Consider the following 20315-nt stretch of genomic DNA (forward strand, 5'->3'; position numbering starts at 1 on the left):
GGAGGTGGAGCGGTGCGCGATCCCGCAGGCCTTACCGTGACTGGTTGTGAACGATCCCGGCGAACAGACTCTCGATGTGGTCGTGGTCGGCGCGGGGTTCGCCGGCCTGTACGCCCTGCACAAGCTGCGCGGCCAGGGGCTTTCGGTGCGAGTCCTGGAAGCCGCGCCCGAGATCGGCGGGACCTGGTACTACAACCGGTATCCCGGCGCGCGCTGCGACGTCGAGAGCGTCGACTACTGCTACTCGTTCTCCGACGAACTGCAGCAGGAATGGACCTGGACCGAACGCTACGCCACCCAGGCCGAGATCCTGGCGTACCTGAATTGGGTCGCCGACAAACTCGACCTGCGCCGCGACATCGCGCTGCGCACCCGGGTGGTGTCGGCGGCGCTCGACGAGACGACGTTGCGCTGGACGGTCACCACCGATGCCGGGCAGACAATCTCGGCGCGGTTCTGTCTCATGGCTACCGGTCCGTTGTCGGCTGCGCTGACCCCGGACTTCGACGGCCTGGACACCTTCGCGGGCGAGGTCTACCACACCGCGCACTGGCCGCAGGATCCCGTCGACTTCACGGGCAAGCGGGTGGCTGTGATCGGCACCGGATCCTCCGGCATTCAATCGATTCCGATCATCGCCGAGCGGGCCGCACACCTCTACGTCTTTCAGCGCACACCCAACTACAGCGTGCCGGCGGGCAACAGGCCGCTGTCGGCCGAAGAGCTCGACGAAATCAAGGCGGAATATGCCCAGCGACGCGCGCTGTCGTGGCGCAGCGGCGGCGGCTCACCCCACATCACCGCGCCGAAGCCCACCATGCAGTTCACGCCCGAGGAGCGCCGAGCGGCGTTCGAAAAGCGTTGGCAGCTCGGCGGTGTGCTGTTCTCGAAGACCTTCCCGGACCAGATGACCGATCTGGAGGCCAACGAAGAGGCCCGCCGATTCTACGAGGAGAAGGTCCGGGCCGTCATCGACGATCCGGCCGTCGCCGACCTCCTGATCCCCAACGACCACCCCATCGGCACCAAGCGAATCTGCACCGACAGCAACTATTTTCAGACCTTCAACCGCCCGAACGTGTCGCTGATCAGCGTCCGCGTCACCCCCATCGAATCCGTCGACGCCACCGGCATCAACACGACCGACGCCCACTACGACGTCGACATGATCGTGCTGGCAACGGGTTTCGACGCGATGACCGGTGCGCTGGGCCGGATCGATATCGTCGGGCGCCGCGGCACCGCCCTGCGCGACGACTGGGCGCACGGACCCCGCACCTATTTGGGGCTGGGCGTCGACGGCTTCCCCAACCTGTTCCTGATCTCGGGCCCGGGAGCGCCCGCCGTGCTGGCGAACATGGTGCTGCACGCCGAAGCCCAGGTGAACTGGATCGCCGACGCCATCGCGTTCCTCGACGAGCACGGTTACGCCGCGATCGAAGCAGGCGTCGACAGCGTGGACGGCTGGGGCGCCGAATGCGCCCGTCGGGCCGAGACGACGTTGTTCACCAAGGCGAACTCGTGGTACATGGGCGCGAACGTGCCGGGAAAGCCCCGGGGTTTCATGCTGTTCGTCGGGGGCTTCGCGACCTATAACGACATCTGCGCCGAGGTCGCCGACGCCGGCTACCGCGGCTTCGATCTCATCGAACGATGACGGGTCTACGGGACACGGTCGTCGTCGTCACCGGCGCCGCCAAGGGAACCGGCCGGGTGCATTGCCAGCGGTTCGCCGACGAGGGCGCCGACGTGATCGCGCTCGACGCCCCGGCCGTGGCCGACGAGTTGGCCGACACCGCAGAGAAAGTCGCCGATCGCGGTCGGCGCTGCGTGACCGGGCTGGCCGACGTCACCGACCTCGGGGCCGTCACCGCCGCCATCGATGCCGGCGCCGCCGAGCTGGGCCGCCTCGACACCATCGTCGCCAACGCCGGCGTCCACCTGCCGGGCGCGCCGTCGTGGGAACTGGACCCACTGGTGTGGCAGCGCACACTGGACATCAACCTCACCGGCGTCTGGCACACCGTCAGGGCCGGGGTGCCGCATATCGGTGGTGACGGCGGCTCCGTCGTCATCATCAGCTCCACCAGCGGCCTTCGCGGCCTGCCCAACACCGCCCACTACACCGCCAGCAAGCACGCGGTGGTGGGACTGGCCCGCACGCTGGCCAACGAGCTCGGGCCCCGCGGCATCCGGGTCAACACCGTGCACCCAGGCCCCGTCGCGACCCCAATGGTGCTCAACGAGGCCACCTTTCGGCGGCTGCGACCGGACCTGGAAAACCCGACGGAGGCCGACGCCGCCGAGGTGCTGCGGGCCCGCAACCTGCTTCCGGTGCCGTGGGTCGAGCCCGTCGACATCGCCAACGCCGTGCTGTTCCTGGCCTCGGATGAGGCCCGCTACATCACCGGCACCCAGCTCGTCGTCGACGCCGGCCTGACCCAGAAGACGACATGAGGGCGGCGCGCGGTGGGCGACTCGACGGCAAGGTCGCCCTGATCACCGGCGCGGCGCGGGGGATCGGTCGCGCGCAGGCGGTGCGCTTCGCCCAGGAGGGCGCCGACATCGTGGCGCTCGACGTGTGCGGCCCGATCGACACGGTGCTCGTCCCGCACAGCACGCCGGACGACCTCGACACCACCGCATCGCTGATCCGCGAGGCCGGCGGGCGGGTGCACCCCGAGATCGTCGACGTCCGCGACCTCGCCGGCATGCGGGCCGCTACCGACCGAGGCGCCGCGCGGTTCGGCGGACTGGACGTGGTGTGCGCGACCGCGGGAATCACGTCGCGCGGCATGGCGGTCGAGCTGGACGAAAACGCCTGGCGCACCATGCTGGACGTCAACCTCACCGGGGTCTGGCACACCTGCCGCGCCGGCGCGCCCCACCTCATCGCGCGCGGCGCCGGATCGGTCATCCTGACGAGCTCGATCGCCGGGCTGCGCGGCCTGGTCGGGGTCGCGCACTACACGGCCGCCAAACACGGCGTGGTCGGCTTGATGCGCTCGTTGGCCAACGAGCTTGCGCCGCACCATGTCCGGGTCAACTGCGTCAACCCGACCAACGTCGACACGCCGATGATCCAGAACGACGTCGTCAGCAGCGCCTTTCGCCCGGACCTGGACCGCCCGCCGACGCGCGCCGAATTCGCCGACGCCGCGCGTTCGATGAACATGCTCGCGGTGCCGTGGATCGACCCCCTCGACGTGGCCAACGCCGCGCTGTTCCTCGCCTCCGACGAGGCGCGCTACATCACCGCGATCACCTTGCCCGTCGACGCGGGCGCCACCCAGAAATAAGGAGGATCCGTGACCGACATCGCGAAGTACGGGCCGTGGGCGGTGATCGCCGGCGGCTCGGAAGGGGTGGGCGCCGAGTTCGCAGAGCAATTGGCCGGTGACGGGTTCGATCTGGTGCTGATCGCTCGCAAGCCGGGACCGCTGGAGGACACGGCGCGGCAGTGCCGCGATTTCGGCGCACAGGTGCGCACGTTGGCCATAGACCTGCTGGACCCCGACGCGGTCGCGCGAATCACCGCGCAGACCGCGGACATCGAGGTCGGCCTGTTGATCTACAACGCCGGCGCCAACACCTGCAGCAAGCCGTTTTTGGACGCCGAGCTCAGCGAGTTCGGCCGGGTGATCGACCTCAACGTGACGCGGATGCTGCAACTCGTGCAGCACTTTGCGCGGCCGATGCGGTCCCGCGGCCGGGGCGGCATTTTGGTGGTCGGCTCGATGGCGGCGACCCACGGTTCGATGCGCCAATCGGTCTACACCGGCGTGAAGGCCTTCAGCCGCCTCTTCGCCGAGAGCCTGTGGCTGGAGCTGCGCGAGCACGGCGTCGATGTGCTGGAACTGGTGCTGGGCGTGACCCGCACGCCGGCCATGGCCCGGGCCGGCCTGAACTTCGACGTGCCGGGGCTGTCGGTGTCCGAACCGGCCGACGTGGCCCGCGAGGGGTTGGAGAACCTGGCCAACGGCCCGGTGTTCATCGCTGGCGGCAACGCGGCCGCGGTGCACCGGGGCAGCGGCCCGGACCGCGCCGCGATCGTGTTGGGCGCGCACAGAGCCGTGCAGGAACTCCTGGGCCAGAAATGATGCGCTCCTGAAACTGGAAGGAGATCAGCGGTGATCGACGCCGACGAACTGTTGACACGGCTGTGCCGACTCGAGGACGAACGCGATATCGCCCGATTGATCGCGTCCTACGGTCCGGCGGTGGACGCGGGGGACGCCGACGCCGCGGCGCGGCTCTGGGCGACCGATGGCGGCTACGACGTCGAGGGTTGGCAGATGCACAGCCGGGCCGACGTGCGCGCCATGGTCAGCTCGGCCTCCCATCAGAAGCTGGTGGGTGGTGGTTGCTGCCACTTCGTCGGACCGGCGGTCGTGACGGTCGCGGGAGATTCGGCGGTGGCGGTCAGCGAATCGCTGGTTCTCGTGCGCGACGGCGAGAGTTACCGCGTATGGCGCTGCACGGCAAACCATTTCGAGTTGCGGCGCATCGAGAACCGTTGGCGGATCACCAAGCGTACGAGCCGTGTCCTCGATGGCAATCCCGGGGCCCACGCCTTGCTCACCGCGGGCCTGGCGGGTGCACCGGCACCGACATTGGGCGCCGGGGGAGACGTGGATTGAGGACGGTCTCGCGCTAGCCGCGCGAAAGGAACGTCAGCACAGTGCTTTCGAAGGCCTCCTTGGCCTCGATCATCGCCCAGTGCCCCGAGTTCGGGAAGATGTGCAGCTCCGCGTTGGGAATGGTGCGCATCGGGATCAGGGCCATGTCTGGCGGGCTGACCCGGTCGTCGCGTCCCCAGGTCAGCAGGGTGGGCGCGGTGAGCTTGTGCATGGTCGCCCACGGCAGCGGCCGGTCGGAGGCGGCCAGCGCGGCGTTCATCCCGGCGAACGCCGCCTTGCCGTACATGCGCCGCGCCGCGGCCAGGGTGTCGGGGTCGGTGGCCAGCTGCCAGCGCTCCTCGATCAGCTGCTCGGTGACCAACCCCTGGTCGTAGACCATCGACTTGAGCCAGTCGACCAGGCGCTGGCGCGTCGGGTCCTCGACGAATTCCTGCAGCAGCCGGATGCCTTCGCTGGGGCTGGGGCTGAAGATGTTGGTGCCGATCCCGCCGATGGTCACCAGCCGACCGACGCGTTCGGGATTGTGGGTGGCGAAGTTGATGCCCACACCGCCCCCATCGAGTTGCCCACGATGTGCACCTTGGCGACGCCGAGCGCGTCCAGCAAGGGCGCGACGGTGCCGAACGCGGTGACCATCGGGTGTCCGCCGAAGTCGTCGCTGACCCCGAACCCGGGGAATTCCAGGATCAGGCAGCGGAATCGCTCGGCGAAGGCGGGCAGCACGCCGCGGAAGTTGCGCCACCCGGTGACCCCGGGCCCGGACCCGTGCAGGAACAACAGCACCGGTGCGGAATCGGGGGCCCCGCTGTCCCCAGTGTCGTAGTAGCGCAAAGCGCCGTTTTCCGTGCTGATTTCGCGCAGGTCTTGCTCTGCGAGAGGCTGTCGAGGAGTGTCTGCCACGGGTGTCACCCTGCCATGCCGCGGCGCCGAGGGGGGATGGGGTTCCGCTGAACGGGCGGCGGTCAGGTTCGGCCGCGGACCGGCGCGCTCGAATTCATCAGCTCTTTGAGGGCGACGGGGAAGGCGTCGGCCAGGTCCCAGAGGTCGGCCACGAGGTCGGGGCAGGAAATGATGCCGACGCCGAGACGGCGGCCCAGCGACATCACGGTGATGTTGAGCCCGGCGCCGGCGATGATCGGACCGAGCGGGTACATCGCGTCGAGCCGGCAACCCAAGAAGTAGAGCTGGTCTCGCGGCCCGGCCACGTTCGACATCACCAGGTTGTGCGGCGGCTTCTCGGGCAGCGGTATGCGGGGCAGCAGCTTCATCGCGGCGCCGAACATGGTCTGCCCGGCCACCTGCGTCCAGTCCTGCAGCAGTGTCGGTCCCATCGCGGCGGCGTGGTCCTTGGCCGCGGCGTTCCCGCCGGCGATGCGGGTGAGGCGTTCGGCGGGGTCGGCGATGTGGGTTTCGAGCCGGCACAGCATCCAGGTCATCTGATTGCGGCCCGGTCGAGATGACTTGCCGCGCACGGACACCGGCACGCTGGCGACCATCGGAATATCCGGCAGGGCGTCGCGGTCCAGAAGGTACTGCCGCAGCGCCCCCGCGCACATCGCCGTCACCACGTCGTTGACGGTCACCCCGAACCGCTGTTTCACGGTTTTGACGTCCTCGAGGTCCACGCTCGCCAGGGCGATGTTGCGGCGTCGGGTGAAGCGGCCGTTGAACGCCGTGGGCGGCGCCGCGAACGGGGCCGCCATCGTGTGGCCGCCGGCGCGGGCGCGCAGGACCGTTTGCGCCAGCGTCAGTGCCGTGGCAGGCACCACCCGCGCCAGGCGCCACGGTCGCAACGCCGCCCCGATCAGACCGCCGGCGGCGATCTGCAATGGGTTCGCCGCGCCGGCGCGGGCGGCCGGTTCCGGCGGCGGCGGCGGGCAGTCGGGGGTGGGGCCGCACAGTTGCGCGAGCAGGTTGGCTCCGCCCACACCGTCGACCACCGCGTGGTGGGCCTTGAGGACGACGGACAGCGCGTCCCCGCCACGCAGCCCTTCGATCACCCACATTTCCCACAGCGGACGATCGCGATCGAGCGCCAGGCCGGCGACGTGGCCGCAGATTTCCGCCAGTTCTTCGCGCCCGCCCGGCGAGGGCAGCGCGACCCGGTGCAGGTGGCGTCCCAGATCGAACCGGTCGTCGTCCACCCAGACCGGATGGTCGAAGTTCAGTTGGTTATCGGCCAGCTTGAGACGGAATTCCGGGACGGCGTCCACCCGCTCCGCGAGCGCCTCACGAAAGCGCGCGAAATCGTAGCCGCCGGGCATGGTCGCGGGGTCGAGCTCCAGGACGCAGCAAACGTTCAGCGGCTGTGTCGGTAATTCGAGGTACAGAAAGAACGCGTCTAGCCCACTGAGTCGCTGCATACTCGCTCGTCTCTTGTGTGCGGCTCTGACCGCTGGTCACATGACCATCGGTCATCCCAACGCTCGTGGGGGATCCACGATCGGGGCGACCGCGATTTGTTGTGTGACGGTCTTTCTATAGCCACTGGGGGGCTTCCGGCAAACATTGGGCCGGACGCGGATCGGGACCGCGTTCTGCGAGGGCTAGCGGGCCATCGCCGAGTCGGGCGCTGCCCAGTCGGTGGACACCCGGCGGTGCTTGATCAGCCAGGTGCCACCCTCGGGCACCAGGACGTCCCGGTAGCGGCCGCAATGGTCGAGCCCAATGTGGGTGACGACGGTGAAGTACGACTTGACGCGCGCCTCGCCAGGTGTCACTTCGGTGAACAACACGTTCGCGACGTTATGGCGCACAATCGGTTTGACGCCGCCAGTGACATCGGCGTCGACGGCGACCTTTCCGGTGACGCCGCCCAGGAATTCCGCGATCGCCGATCGCCCGCGCAGCGGGTCGAACCCGCGGATTTCGAGCACGCCGTTCGGACAGAACGTCTCCGCGAGGCCGTCGAGCGCGCCCGCGTCGCCGGACCAGTTGTAGCGCGCCAAGGTGTCGCGGATCTGCTCACGGGCCACCAGTTCCCACGTTTCCACTGCTATGGTTCCTCCCGCCGCTGACCGGGGTGCAGCGATATCGGGCCTCAGCGTAACCGATACGGCCGGGACATTCCGGCGTCGTCTCGGCCGGGCATTGTCAAACACCCTGAACCGCAGGGGAATTAGATGCAACGGCCGGCGGTCCTTGCGCGGCGACCGCCCGACGCGTCGGCGCTGTGGCGAAGGCGACTCCCGTCGAATGTTTTGGGAACCGACCGGCTGGGCAATAAGCGCTGAGCAAGACGCACGACAAGGAGGGGAGTACGTATGTCGGACAAGAGCGGTCCCGAGGAAGCCGTCGAAGGCGTCGTCGAGGGCGTCAAGGGCAAGGTGAAGGAAGTCGCCGGGGCGGTCGCCGGACGCGACGACCTGATGCGCGAAGGCCAGGCCCAACAGGACAAGGCCGATGCGCAGCGCGAGGCCGCCCAGAAGGAGGCCGAGGCCGAAAGCGCCCGAAAGGCCGCCGATATCAACGAAGCTCGCCAGAAGGCCGAACAGTAGCGACAGCCGGCGGTGGCCCGGTCACGTGGTGTCCGGGCTACCGCCGCTGTCACCACTTCCGCTACGGGCGGTAGCGCAATACAGTGGGTGGATGAAACCCGGCGAAGACGGCAGGCACCTGCGCACCTGCCCGTTGTGTGAAGCCATGTGCGGCTTGGAAATTCAGGTCGATGACGGCCGTGTCACCGGCATCAGGGGCAACCGCGACGACGTCTGGAGCCGCGGGCACCTGTGCCCCAAGGGCACATCGCTGGCCGCCCTGCACGACGACCCGGACCGCATCCGCGAGCCGATGATCAAGGTCGACGGTCAGTGGCAGGAGGTCAGCTGGGACGCGGCGTTCCGGCGCTGCACCGAGTTGCTGGCGCCGGTGATCGACGAATACGGAATCGGCGCGGTGACCGCCTACACCGGTAACCCGCTGGCGCACTCGTTCTCGCTGGCCCGCTACGCGGGCGTGTTGATGGGCATGTCCGGGATGCCGATCACCTACTCGCCGGGCACGGTCGACCAATGGCCGAAGAACCTGTCCTCGCACCTGATGTACGGACTCTGGTGGAACTTCCCGGTGCCCGACATCGAACGCACGGACCTGCTGGTCATCATGGGCGCCAATCCCGCCGCATCGCAGGGCTCACTGCTGGCAGCGCCCAACGTGATGGGCCTGATCGACGCGATCCGCAAGCGCGGCAAGGTCATCGTGATCGACCCGGTGCGCACCCCGACCGCCGCGCGCGCCGACGAGTGGCTTCCCATCGTGCCCGGGACCGACGCGGCGCTGTTGCTGGCGGTCGCGCACACCCTCTTCGCCGAAGACCTCGCCCGTCCCGCTCCGCACCTCGCCGGCCACCTCGATGGGCTGGACACGCTGCGGCGGGCCGTCGCGGACTGGCCACCGGAACGTGTCGGCGCCGTCACCGGCATCGGCGAAGACCGGATCCGCCGGTTGGCCCGCGAACTCGCCGGCACCGACAAATCGGTGGTCTACGGACGAATCGGGTTGTGCAACCAGGAATTCGGCAGCCTCGCCAGCTGGCTCGTCGACGTGGTCAACATCCTGACCGGTCATTTCGACACCCCCGGCGGCGCCATGTTCCCCAGGCCGGCCGCCTGGTCGATCACCACGCAGCCCCTGCCCGGATTGGAGGGCGGCGCACCGGAATTCGGCCGCTGGCACACCCGCGTGCGCGGCGCCAAGGAAGTTCTCGGCCAGGCGCCGGTGTCCTGCATGGCCGAAGAGATCGCCACCCCGGGCGACGGCCAACTCAAGGCGCTCATCACGGTCGCGGGCAACCCGGTGCTGTCCACCCCCGGCGGCGACAAGCTCGACGAAGTGCTGCCGATGCTGGAGGCGATGATCTCCGTTGACCTTTGGCTCAACGAGACCACACGGCACGCTGATGTGATCCTGCCCGGACTCTCGCCGCTGGAGCAGCCGCATCACGACGATCTGATCCTGCTCTTCGCGATTCACAGCATCGCGAACTACTCGGCGCCCGTGTTCGATCCGGGCGATCGCCCGCACGAATGGGAGATCCTGATCCGGCTGACCGGACTGTGTACCGGCACGCCCGCCGAGGACGTCGACGTTGCGGCGATCGACGACGGCTTCTTCGATTACCTGGCCTTCACCCGCGGGCTCGACGGCGCGGAGATCCGCAAGCTCTACGAGCACGGCGGGCCGGAGCGCATGCTCGACCTCACCCTGCGCACCGGGCCCTTCGGCGACCAGTACGGCAAGAATCCGGGCGGGCTCACGCTGGACACGCTCAAGGCCAACCCGAACGGAATCGACTTCGGGCCCATGGTCCCCCAACTCCCCGACATCCTCGGCACCCCCGACAAGAAGATCCGGCTCGCACCGCAGTACCTGCTCGACGACCTGCCCCGGCTGGCCGCGCGCATGGAACGCCCCGCCGAACCGCTGGTTCTGGTGAGCCGCCGACACCTGCGCTCGAACAACACCTGGCTGCACAACGTGCCCGCGCTGATGAAGGGAAAGGACCGGTGCACGTTGCTGATCCACCCCGACGATGCGGCCCGGTGCGGCATCGCCGACAACGACATCGTGACGGTGAAATCGGAGGCCGGCGAGATCAGGGTGCCCGTGGAGATCACCGACGCCATCAAGCCGGGCGTGGTCTCGATGCCCCACGGCTGGGGACACGGCAAGCCGGGCACCCGCATGACGGTGGCCAACGGCTCACCGGGCGCGAACACCAACGTGCTGTCCCCGCCGACATTCGTCGACCAGCCGTCCGGCAACGGGGTGCTCAACGGCATCCCGGTGACGATCATCGACGATCAAGCCAGATTCCGTCCCGCGCAAGCGCTTTGAGGAAGCCGGCGGTTTACCAAGGAGTCTCAGGGGTCGACCGGCCGATTCGTCCACTCGCGGCCCGGCCGGCGTGACGAGCGGAACCATCCGCCGGCCGCGCCCGTTCCGCCATCGGTCGCGATGGTGTGGCCCGTGACGAACGACGACAGGTCCGAGGCCAGAAACAGGATCACGCGGGCCTGATCCTCGGGCTGGCCCATCCGCCCGACCGGCACCCACCGCGGCCATTGGGTGTGCTCCTCGGGCGATAGCCATTGCGAGTAGGGCACTTGAAGGGACTCGGTGACGTCGGGGGCGATCGCGTTGACCCGCACGCCGTGGTTGCCCACCTGCACGGCGAGGCTGCGGGTGAAGCCGATCAGGCCCGCCTTGAACGCGGCATACACCGGATCCTCCGGGTAGCCGCGCAGCCCCTCGACCGACGAGACGTTCACGATCGCACCGGCGTGCCGGTCCACCATGGCGGGCAGGAACGCCCGGGTGAGCAGGAAGACGTGGTGGAGGTTGATCCGGTAGAGCTCATCCCAGAGCCCCGGGTCGGTGTCGACGAAGTTTCCGGGGTGGCGCAGCCAGTGGCCCACGTTGTTGACCAGCACGTCGACCCGCCCGTGCTCGTCCAGCACCGTCCGGGCCACGCCGGTGACCTGGTCCGGCGCCCGGACGTCGGTGACGACCGCCCGCGCGGATCCGCCGGCCGCCGTGATCGCGTCGGCGGTCGCGCCGCCCAGCTCGCCGTCGATATCGGCGATCACGACGTGCGCGCCGTGGCGGGCGAAAAGCCGCGCGGTGGCCGCGCCGATGCCGCCCCCGCCGCCGGTCACGACCGCGACCCGGTCGGCCAGCAACGGGCCCGGATGCTCTGCGTGTGTCATCGCTCATATCTTGGGCCACGCGGCGGCCCCGGCCACAGCCGGTCCGGCCCCATTCCGGCCGCGCGACATCGGCGATCGCGATCAACGGGTGGTACCCATCTCTGCCGGCGGCAAACAGTGACCTACGCGACGTTTGCTGCGCGCTGGATCCACCGGTAAGCCGGGTACCCGGTGTCCACTTAGGAGTTGATGACACAGTGAGCACAATCGATCCGGCCCGCATACTGCCGAGCGTGGCGACGACGCGGCGCATGCACCATCGGCATAGCCCCCAGTCGGTCGCCGTCTCGCTCGCCAGCCGGTTGATCGTGAAGAACGCGGTCCGCGCCTGGGCCATGACGCCCAACCTGCACTGGCCGCTGGAGTACGTCGACAGTTTTGCCGGGATGTTTCCCCGTCTCGGCTCCGCGGCGAGCACCGAACCGGTGCGTCTCGAGCACTGCGCCGCGGAGTGGGTTCGCGCTCCCGGCGTCTCGGGGGACCGGGCGATCCTGTACCTGCACGGCGGCGCGTTCCTCACCTGCGGCCTCAACACGCACCGCTCGATGGTGACCCGCCTGTCCAAGGAGGCCGACGCCGCCGTGCTCGCCGTCGCCTACCGGAAGTTGCCCGCACATCAGATCACCGACGCCATCGACGATGGGATCAGCGGCCTGCGGTGGCTGCAGGACCGCGGCTACGACGGCGACCGGGTCGTCGTGGCCGGCGACTCGGCCGGCGGATACCTGGCGTTCATGACCACGCTGTCGGCGATCGGCGAGGACATCATGGAGCCGGCCGGGGTCGCGACCATCTCGCCGTTCACGGACACGGACCCGGCACGAAAACTCAAGCACCGCAACGCCCGCAAGTGCTCGATGTTCACCCGCAGCGCGTTCTCGCGGTTCGCTAAGTACCTCGGCGACGCCCGGGCGGCGGAGGGCCGGGGCGAGTCCACGGTCGCCTCGCCCGTGGATGCCGACCTGTCGTCGTTGCCACCGGTGACCATTCACGCGAGCTCGGACGAATTGTTGCTCGCCGACGCGGAACTGATGGCGAAGCGCCTGGAAGCCAGCGGGGTCCGATGCGATCTGCACCTGTGGGACGGGCAGATCCACGACTTCCCGTTGGCCGCCGACATCTTGCCGGAGGGCAGGCGCGCCATCAAATACCTCGGCGATTTCGTCAAGGACGTCACCCCCGCCGGGGACGCGGTCCGGAGTAAGGTCCGGAACGTGCGCCGCCTGCGCAGCGCCGCCGCGGCCGGTTGAGGACGACGAAAGTAATTGTGCTGCAGGCTGATTCGACGGCCGGCGGCCGTATTCCGTTGCGCCGGGTGCCCAACTCGCGGCGCTGCCGTTACAGTTGGTCCTGATGAGCCCACCAGCCCCGCCTGCGCTGACCGTGCGGTACGAGGGAGCCGAGCGCACCTTCGCGGCAGGCAATGACGTCGTGATCGGGCGTGACCTTCGCGCGGACGTCCGCGTCGCCCACCCCCTGATCTCCCGCACCCATCTGATCGTGCGGTACGACCAGGGCCGATGGGTCGCCGTCGACAACGGCAGCCTCAACGGTCTGTACGCGAACAATCGCCGCGTCCCGGTCATCGACATCCAGGACGGCATGCGCGTCAACGTCGGCAATCCCGACGGCCCGGCGCTGACCTTCGAGGTCGGTCGCCACCAGGGTTCGGCCGGGCGGCCGCCGCTGACGACGTCGATACCCATCGTCAGCACGCCCGGCGCGCCCCTCGTGGGAGCGCCGCAGAGCCCGAGCGGCACGCAAACTTCCGTCCAGCCTCAGCAGCCGGCGTCTGCCTCGTTCCGCCACCCGGCGCATCCGCCCACCACCACGCAGCCCAGCCACTCACCGAGCGGACCCCTCGCGAGCCAGCCGCCCAGCGGCCCGACCCCGAGCCATCCGTCGGGGCCGCAGACCCGCTTCCCGACCAGCGGCCCCCTGGCCGCGCCGCCCAGCGCGTCCCAGCCCGCGCCGCAGATCTACCGGGCGCCGTCGGCGGTGCACGCGGCCCCGCCCACCACCGCGCAGCCGGCGGCGTCCCAGACGGGCCGCATCGGTGGCGACTCGTCGAACATCGCCACGTCGATGATGAAGATCCTGCGGCCGGGCAGGGCCGGGCTGGAGTCCACGCCGGGCGCGATCACGATCGGCCGCGCCAACGACAACGACATCGTCATCCCCGAGGTCCTGGCGTCACGCCACCACGCCACGCTGATCCCGGCGCCCGGTGGCACCGAGATCCATGACAACCGCAGCATCAACGGCACCTTCGTCAATGGCGCCCGCGTCGATTCGGCCGTGCTGCACGACGGTGACGTCGTCACGATCGGCAACATCGACCTGGTCTTCGCCGGCGGCACCCTGGCCCGCCGCGACCAGACCGCGACCGCGACGCGCACCGGCGGCCTCGACGTGCGCGGGGTGACGTGGACGATCGAGAACAACAAGACGTTGCTGGACAACATCTCGCTGACCGCCCTGCCCGGGACGCTGACCGCGATCATCGGGCCGTCCGGCGCCGGCAAATCGACGTTCGCCCGGCTGGTCGCCGGGTACACGCACCCGAGCACCGGCACGGTGGCGTTCGAGGGCCACAACGTCCACGCCGAGTACGCCTCGTTGCGCAGCCGGATCGGGATGGTGCCGCAGGACGACGTCGTGCACGGCCAGCTGACCGTGCAGCAGGCGTTGATGTACGCGGCCGAGCTGCGCCTGCCGCCGGACACCACCAAGGACGACCGCGCCCAGGTGGTGGCCCGGGTACTCGAGGAACTCGAGATGACCCAGCACCTGCACACGCGGGTCGACAAGCTCTCCGGCGGCCAGCGCAAGCGCGCTTCGGTGGCGCTGGAGTTGCTCACCGGGCCGTCGCTGCTGATCCTCGACGAGCCGACGTCGGGCCTGGATCCGGCGCTGGACCGGCAGGTGATGACCATGCTGCGGCAGCTGGCCGACGCCGGCCGGGTGGTGCTCGTCGTCACCCACTCGCTGACCTACCTCGACGTCTGCGATCAGGTTTTGCTGCTCGCCCCCGGCGGCAAGACGGCGTTCTGCGGGCCGCCCGGCCAGATCGGTCCCGCCATGGGCACCACCAACTGGGCCGACATCTTCAGCACCGTCGCCAACGACCCCGACGGCTCCCGGGAGCGCTACCTGGCGCGGACGGGCCCGCCCCCGGCGCCGCCGCCGGCGGAGAAACCCGCCGAACTCGGCGACCCCTCACACACCAGCCTGTTCCGGCAGTTCTCCACCATCGCCCGGCGCCAGATGCGGCTAATCGTCTCGGATCGCGGCTATTTCGTGTTCCTGGCGCTGCTGCCGTTCATCATGGGTTCGCTGTCGATGTCGGTGCCCGGCGATGTCGGCTTCGGCATCCCGAACCCGATGGGCGCCGCGCCCAACGAGCCGGGTCAGATCCTGGTGCTGCTGAACGTCGGCGCGGTGTTCATGGGTACCGCGCTGACCATCCGCGACCTCATCGGGGAACGCGCGATCTTCCTGCGCGAGCAGGCGGTTGGCCTGTCGACGTCGGCGTACCTGCTGGCCAAGGTGTGCGTGTACACGGTCTTCGCGATCGTTCAGTCGGCGATCGTGACCATCATCGCGGTGCTCGGCAAGGGCGCGCCGACCCAGGGCGCGGTGGCGTTGGGCAAGCCCGGCCTCGAGTTGTTCGTCGACGTCGCGCTGACGTGCGTGGCCTCCGCCATGCTGGGGCTCGCGCTGTCGGCCGTCGCCAAGTCCAACGAGCAGATCATGCCCCTGCTGGTGGTGGCCGTCATGTCACAGCTGGTGTTCTCCGGCGGGATGATCCCGGTGACCGGCCGGGTGGGGCTGGATCAGATGGCCTGGGCCACGCCCGCCCGGTGGGGATTCGCGGCGTCGGCGTCCACCGCCGACCTGACCAAGCTGGTGCCCGGGCCGCTGACCCCGAAGGACTCGCACTGGCAGCACACGCCGGCCAGGTGGTGGTTCGACGTCGGCATGCTGGCGCTCATCAGCGCCGTCTATCTGGGTTTCGTGCGCTGGAAGATCCGCCTCAAGGGCGGCTGATCGCTCGCGCGTCAGGCGCCCTTGCGGACCACTTGGTCGGCCGCGGCGCGCATCCGATCGGACAGTTGCAGAAGATTGTGCTCGCCTACGCCCAGGGGAAGGGTGTACGCCAGTTGTCTCAATTCGACGGCGTAGTTGCGCAAGTCCTCGCGGAGGCGCGTCTCAACAGTGGGCATGATTTCTCCCTCGGGCTGGGGCAGAGGGCCTGGTCCGCGTTGACCAACCGATCCGAAAATCTTCGCAGCCCGCGGCCGAATCCGCCAGAGCGTCGACGGGTTTTAACGGGAGTTTGACAGCGGTTTTACAGTGCGACCCCCGCCGTTCGCGACCGATGCGCGGCAGAATGCCACGCGCGAACTCGCGGCGGCGTTACGCTGGCGCTGCTCGGTGTAACGGCATCGACGCTCCGAGAAAGGCATAGGCGCCGGAATGGATTTCGAACTCGACGCCGGGCAGCGCGCCTGGCTGGCCGAGGTCCGCCAATTTCTGCACGAGAATGTCACCCCCGCATTGCGCGCCGAGCTGGCCGCGCACGACTTGGAGATTCTCGACGGCGAGGTGGCGCGGTTCCGCCGCGAGATCGGCGCCAAGGGCTGGTTCGGGCTGAACTGGCCGCGCGAGTACGGGGGGCTGGGTCTGGGCGCCATTCACCTGCACCTGTTGATGAGCGAATTCGAGTACTGGGGCGTGCCCGGACCCGACCTGACCGTCACGTCGGTGGCGCCGATGATCATGCGTCACGGCACCGAGCGGAACAAGAGCGAGTGGCTGCCCCCGATCGCCCGGGGCGAAATGATCTGCGCGGTCGGCTATTCCGAGCCCGAGGCCGGGACCGACCTGGCGAGCCTGCGGACCACCGCGACCCGCGACGGCGAGGAATGGGTGATCAACGGGACCAAGATCTGGAACAGCGGCGCGCAGCGGGCCACGCACGAATGGCTCTGCGTCCGTACCGATCCGACGACCGCACGCCACCGCGGCATCTCGGTCATCATCGTGCCGATCGACAGCCCCGGCGTCGAGATCCGCCCGCTCTACGCGTGGTCGGGCTACCGCACCAACGAGGTGGCATTCCGCGACGTGCGGGTGCCGGCCACCAACCTCGTCGGCGAGGTCAACCGCGGCTGGACCTACATCACCGGCGCGCTCGACCTCGAGCGCGGCGCGCTGACCAACGCCGGAGACCTGCGCCGCGCCGTCGAGGAATTGCACGAACTTTCGCGCAGTCCGCGCCGCGACGGGACGGTGCCCGCCGACGACCCGTCGCTTCGCCGCCGGCTGACGCAGGCCGAAGCCGACGTCGCGGTGGCCACGCTGATGGGCTACGAGGCGGCCTCGATCCTCGACAGCGGCGTCATTCCGACCGTCGAGGTAAGCGTCGAGAAGGTGTTCACCAGCGAGCTGCGCCAGCGCATCGCCGCCCTGGCGCTCGATCTCCTCGGCCCGGACGGCCTGTTGGCGCATCGCAGCGAACAGGCCCCGCTGGCCGGCAAATTCGAGCGGCTCTACCGGGCCGCCCCGCTGATGCGCTTCGGCGGGGGCACCAACGAGGTGCTTCGCGACATCATCGCCCAGCGCGGGCACGGGATGCCCTCCTATGGACGCTGACGGAAACCTCGCACACCACCGATGAAGACGATCCCGTCCGCCGAGCAGCGGGAGTTCGCCGCGGCGCTACGCGCCCTGCTGGCCGCCGAGAACCCGGTCAGCCTGGTGCGCGCCCTCGACGAGCCGGGCACGGACCGGCGCACGCCGTCGCTGTGGAAGGCGGTGGCCGACTCGGGGGTATTCGGGCTGGCCGTCGCCGAGGAGTACGGCGGCGCCGGTGGCTCACTCGACGACCTGGCCGTGTTCTTCACCGAAGCCGGCCGCGCGCTGTGCCCGACGACCGTGCACAGCACCGTGCACGCCGCCCTCGCCGTCGACCAGCTCGGCTCCCCGGAGGCCAAGGCCGCTTGGCTGCCCCCGCTCGCGTGCGGCAGCCTCCGCGCCACCACCGCCGTCTGGAACGCCCGCGACGCCGCGCTCGTCGCCCCTGCGCTGCGCGCCGATCCCGATCCGAATCGGTGGCGGCTCAACGGAACCGCGGATTACGTCGCCGACGCCGACGTCGCCGATCTCATCGTGGTCTCGGCCGCCTCGTCGCGGGACGGAGCCGAACGCCCGCTGGTCTTCCTCGTCGACGCGCACGGCGCCGGTGTGACCGTCGAGCCGCTCGACATGGTCGGCGGGCACCGGGCGTTCACCGTGCGCTTCGACGGCACGGTCGTGGCCGGTGACGCCGTGCTCGACGGCGTCACCGTGCCGGGATTGCGCCGGCTGGCCAACACCGCGGTGGCGCTGGGATCACTCGACCTGGTCGGGGTCGGCCAGGCCGTGCTGGACCGCACCGTCGACTACACCAAGCTGCGTCACCAGTTCGGCCGGCCCATCGCCTCGTTTCAGGCGGCCCAGCATCTGATCGCCGACATGCACATCGCCCTGGCGGCCGCGCGATTGGCGGCGCACGCGGCGGTGTTCTGGCTGGGGCGCGGCCGCACCGCGAGCAGGGAGACCGCCATCGCCCGCATGCACGCGGCAACCGCGGCCCGGCTGATCACGCTCGACGCCCATCAGCTGCACGGCGGGATGGGCTATGTCACCGAGACGGACCTGCATTTGTGGAGCGAGCGGGCCCGCCTCGGTGCGACGCTCGGCGGCGGCACCGACGTCGCGGCGTCGTGGCTTCAGGAGACCATGGGAGAAGGGAGCGCCGGTGAGTGAGGACAGCTTGATCGACGCCGAGTCGGCGTCGAGGGTGGGCACGGTCGCCGCCTCGGCGACCGGTGAGGTGAACCGGCGCGATTGGCAACGGTGGGCGGCCGCGGTCGGCGAGGACAACCCGTTGTATTTCGATCCGGAGTACGCCCGCGCCAACGGCTTTCGCGACATCATCTGCCCGCCGCTGTACCTGCAGTACGCGGTCCTCGGGGTGTCGCGGCTGGAGTCGCTGCGCCCCGACGGATCCTCCGGCGCGGTCTCCGGCAGCCTCGCGTTTCCCCGCGCCCCCAAGCGGATGGCCGGCGGGGAGAGCTTCACCTTTCACCTGCCGGCCTACCACCGCGACGAAATCGAAATGGTCCGCACCATCGAGTCGATCGTCGAAAAGCGAGGCCGCTCCGGCAGATTCGTCCTCGTCACCTGGCACACGGTGTACCGCAACCAGGATCGCGACCTGCTGGCCGAAGCGTCGACGTCGATGATCGCCCGCCCCTAGGAGCATCGTGGCCGACCAGCAAGTGTTCTATGAAGACATCGCCGTCGGCGATCACATCCCCACGCTGACGGTGACCGTCGACGAAACCCAGATGTTCTTCTTTTCGGCCGCCACATACAACGGTCACCGGATCCACTACGACAAGGAGTGGGCCCGCGACACCGAGGGATACGACAACGTGCTGGTGCACGGTCCGCTGCAGGCGGCGCTGCTGGCCCGCGCCCTCGGGGACTGGATCGGCGGGCGGGGCAGGCTGGTGACGTTCTCGGTGCAGAACCGGGCGATCGCCTATCCCGGTGAGGCGCTCAGTTTCGGTGGCGAGGTCACCGGCAAACGCCCGGGCGGCAATGATTTTGAGGGCTACGGCCTGGTGGATCTGGACATCGCCGGCCGGCGCGGCGACACGGTGCTGATGCCGGGCACCGCCGGCGTCGCGCTGCCGCTGCGGGGGAGCCGGGCATGAGCGGGCTGCGGGGAGAGGCCGCGATCGTCGGCATCGCCGAGCTGCCGGCCGAACGGCGCCCCACCGGCCCCGCGATGTTCACCCTCGACCAGTACGCGCTGCTGGCGAAGATGGTGATCGAGGACGCCGGTGTCGATCCGGGCTGTGTCAACGGCCTGCTGACCCACGGCATCGCCGAGTCGGCCATGTTCGCCCCGGCCACCCTGTGCGAATACCTGGGCCTGGCACTGGATTTCGGTGAGCGGGTCGACTTGGGCGGGGCCACCTCGGCCGGCATGGTGTGGCGGGCCGCGGCGGCCGTCGAACTCGGCGTCTGCGAGGCCGCCCTGGCCGTGGTACCCGGCTCCGCGGCCGTGCCCCGGTCCGAACGGCGGCCCGCGCCGGAGCCGAATTGGTATGGGGCGTCCTCGGGCAACTACGGCTCGCCGCAGGCCGAGTTCGAGATCCCCTACGGCAACGTGGGCCAAAACGCGCCCTACGCGCAGATCGCCCAGCGGTACGCGGCCGAATACGGTTACGACCCCGCCGCGGTCGCCAAGATCGCCGTCGACCAACGCACCAACGCGTGCGCCCACCCCGGTGCCGTCTTCCACGGCACCCCCATCACGGTGAAGGACGTGCTGGACAGCCCGATGATCGCCGACCCCATCCACATGCTGGAAACGGTGATGCGCGTGCACGGGGGAGCGGCGGTGTTGATCGCCAACGCCGACATCGCGCGCCGAGCCCGCCACCGCCCGGTCTGGATCAAGGGGTTCGGCGAACACATCGCCTTCAAGACCCCCACCTACGCCGAGGACCTGCTGTCCACACCCATCGCCCGCGCCGCCGAGCGGGCGTTCGCAATGGCCGGGCTGTCCCGGTCCGACGTCGACGTCGCCTCGATCTACGATTGCTACACCATCACGGTGCTGATGAGCCTGGAAGACGCCGGATTCTGCGCGAAAGGCAAAGGCATGTCGTGGATCAACGAACACGATTTGACCCATCGCGGGGAGTTCCCGCTCAACACCGCCGGCGGGCAACTGTCCTTCGGTCAGGCCGGAATGGCCGGCGGCATGCACCACGTGGTCGACGGAGCGCGGCAGGTCATGGGACGTGCCGGCGACGCGCAGGTGCCCGACTGTCACACCGCGTTCGTGACCGGCAACGGCGGCATCATGAGCGAGCAGGTCGCGCTGCTCCTGCGGGGGGATTAG

The 20315-nt window shown here is 69.4% G+C and carries 18 protein-coding genes and 1 pseudogene; 14 read left to right on the top strand and 5 right to left on the bottom strand.

All coding sequences use genetic code 11. The features are described 5' to 3' along the window. Nucleotides 1-46 precede the first annotated feature (46 nt). Genes QGN30_RS13855 through QGN30_RS13875 form a run of 5 tightly spaced genes read left to right on the top strand, consistent with a single transcriptional unit; the run spans nt 47 to nt 4640 of the window. Nucleotides 47-1657: a flavin-containing monooxygenase gene (locus QGN30_RS13855; protein WP_014380251.1), complete on the top strand. Its 1611-nt coding sequence runs from the start codon at nt 47-49 to the stop codon at nt 1655-1657. Continuing rightward, nucleotides 1654-2457, top strand: a complete 804-nt coding sequence (locus tag QGN30_RS13860; RefSeq protein ID WP_014380250.1) for a mycofactocin-coupled SDR family oxidoreductase — start codon at nt 1654-1656, stop codon at nt 2455-2457. The genes QGN30_RS13855 and QGN30_RS13860 overlap by 4 nt, the downstream gene beginning before the upstream one ends. Then, nucleotides 2454-3299, top strand: coding sequence for a mycofactocin-coupled SDR family oxidoreductase (locus QGN30_RS13865; protein ID WP_014380249.1), 846 nt, complete (start codon nt 2454-2456; stop codon nt 3297-3299). Before QGN30_RS13860 ends, QGN30_RS13865 begins: the two co-directional genes overlap by 4 nt. 9 nt (nt 3300-3308) lie before the next feature. Then, on the top strand, nt 3309-4100 hold the full coding sequence (locus tag QGN30_RS13870) for an SDR family NAD(P)-dependent oxidoreductase (RefSeq protein WP_014380248.1): 792 nt from the start codon (nt 3309-3311) through the stop codon (nt 4098-4100). Nucleotides 4101-4130: 30 nt separating this feature from the next. After that, on the top strand, nt 4131-4640 hold the full coding sequence (locus QGN30_RS13875; RefSeq protein ID WP_009957240.1) for a nuclear transport factor 2 family protein: 510 nt from the start codon (nt 4131-4133) through the stop codon (nt 4638-4640). Between the two features lie 13 nt (nt 4641-4653). Here the strand turns inward: QGN30_RS13875 and QGN30_RS13880 are convergent. The 3 genes and pseudogenes from QGN30_RS13880 to QGN30_RS13890 all read right to left on the bottom strand — a co-directional run bounded on the left by QGN30_RS13880 (nt 4654) and on the right by QGN30_RS13890 (nt 7633). After that, nucleotides 4654-5540, bottom strand: a pseudogene (locus QGN30_RS13880) (alpha/beta fold hydrolase). A 62-nt stretch (nt 5541-5602) separates the two neighbouring features. Next, nucleotides 5603-7003 carry a WS/DGAT/MGAT family O-acyltransferase gene (locus QGN30_RS13885; RefSeq protein WP_326564872.1) on the bottom strand — a complete coding sequence of 467 codons (1401 nt, stop codon included), beginning with the start codon at nt 7001-7003 and terminating at the stop codon, nt 5603-5605. Nucleotides 7004-7186: 183 nt separating this feature from the next. Next, complete coding sequence (locus QGN30_RS13890; protein WP_009954238.1) at nt 7187-7633, bottom strand: nuclear transport factor 2 family protein; 447 nt, start codon at nt 7631-7633, stop codon at nt 7187-7189. A gap of 270 nt (nt 7634-7903) precedes the next feature. Between QGN30_RS13890 and mbp1 the strand changes: the two genes are divergently transcribed. Then, entirely contained in the window at nt 7904-8137 is a 234-nt protein-coding gene (gene mbp1, locus QGN30_RS13895) for a microaggregate-binding protein 1 (protein ID WP_009954239.1), read from the top strand. Between the two features lie 91 nt (nt 8138-8228). Then, the gene (locus QGN30_RS13900) at nt 8229-10475 is read left to right on the top strand and encodes a molybdopterin-dependent oxidoreductase (protein WP_009954240.1); all 2247 of its coding nucleotides are present in this window, start codon (nt 8229-8231) and stop codon (nt 10473-10475) included. A gap of 26 nt (nt 10476-10501) precedes the next feature. Here the strand turns inward: QGN30_RS13900 and QGN30_RS13905 are convergent, their stop codons facing one another. Next, nucleotides 10502-11347 (bottom strand): SDR family NAD(P)-dependent oxidoreductase, encoded by an 846-nt coding sequence (locus QGN30_RS13905; protein WP_009954242.1) that lies wholly within the window; start codon nt 11345-11347, stop codon nt 10502-10504. A 251-nt stretch (nt 11348-11598) separates the two neighbouring features. Here QGN30_RS13905 and QGN30_RS13910 point away from each other — a divergent pair, with 251 nt between their 5' ends. Together QGN30_RS13910 and QGN30_RS13915 are read left to right on the top strand one after the other, a co-directional pair. Continuing rightward, a complete protein-coding gene (locus tag QGN30_RS13910; RefSeq protein ID WP_193375152.1) occupies nt 11599-12597 on the top strand; it encodes an alpha/beta hydrolase in 999 nt (332 codons plus the stop codon). Nucleotides 12598-12700: 103 nt separating this feature from the next. Further along, a complete protein-coding gene (locus QGN30_RS13915) occupies nt 12701-15397 on the top strand; it encodes an FHA domain-containing protein (protein ID WP_162130886.1) in 2697 nt (898 codons plus the stop codon). 11 nt (nt 15398-15408) lie between these two features. On the opposite strand, the gene QGN30_RS13920 is transcribed toward QGN30_RS13915, so the two are convergent. Continuing rightward, nucleotides 15409-15573, bottom strand: a complete 165-nt coding sequence (locus QGN30_RS13920) for a hypothetical protein (protein WP_008257199.1) — start codon at nt 15571-15573, stop codon at nt 15409-15411. 253 nt (nt 15574-15826) lie between these two features. On the opposite strand from QGN30_RS13920, the gene QGN30_RS13925 reads away from it, so the two are divergent. From QGN30_RS13925 to QGN30_RS13945, 5 genes are read left to right on the top strand one after another with little or no spacing between them, the layout of a single operon-like run. Then, nucleotides 15827-17005, top strand: a complete 1179-nt coding sequence (locus QGN30_RS13925; RefSeq protein ID WP_009952364.1) for an acyl-CoA dehydrogenase family protein — start codon at nt 15827-15829, stop codon at nt 17003-17005. Nucleotides 17006-17026: 21 nt separating this feature from the next. Then, complete coding sequence (locus QGN30_RS13930) at nt 17027-18160, top strand: acyl-CoA dehydrogenase family protein (protein ID WP_009952365.1); 1134 nt, start codon at nt 17027-17029, stop codon at nt 18158-18160. After that, nucleotides 18153-18653, top strand: a complete 501-nt coding sequence (locus QGN30_RS13935) for a MaoC family dehydratase (RefSeq protein WP_038536487.1) — start codon at nt 18153-18155, stop codon at nt 18651-18653. The genes QGN30_RS13930 and QGN30_RS13935 overlap by 8 nt, the downstream gene beginning before the upstream one ends. 7 nt (nt 18654-18660) lie before the next feature. Continuing rightward, the gene (locus tag QGN30_RS13940; RefSeq protein WP_009952367.1) at nt 18661-19116 is read left to right on the top strand and encodes a MaoC/PaaZ C-terminal domain-containing protein; all 456 of its coding nucleotides are present in this window, start codon (nt 18661-18663) and stop codon (nt 19114-19116) included. Then, nucleotides 19113-20315 (top strand): thiolase family protein, encoded by a 1203-nt coding sequence (locus QGN30_RS13945; protein ID WP_009952369.1) that lies wholly within the window; start codon nt 19113-19115, stop codon nt 20313-20315. The genes QGN30_RS13940 and QGN30_RS13945 overlap by 4 nt, the downstream gene beginning before the upstream one ends.

It is taken from the genome of Mycobacterium sp. 3-98, assembly GCF_035918355.1.
In the GTDB taxonomy this organism is placed as follows: domain Bacteria; phylum Actinomycetota; class Actinomycetes; order Mycobacteriales; family Mycobacteriaceae; genus Mycobacterium; species Mycobacterium intracellulare.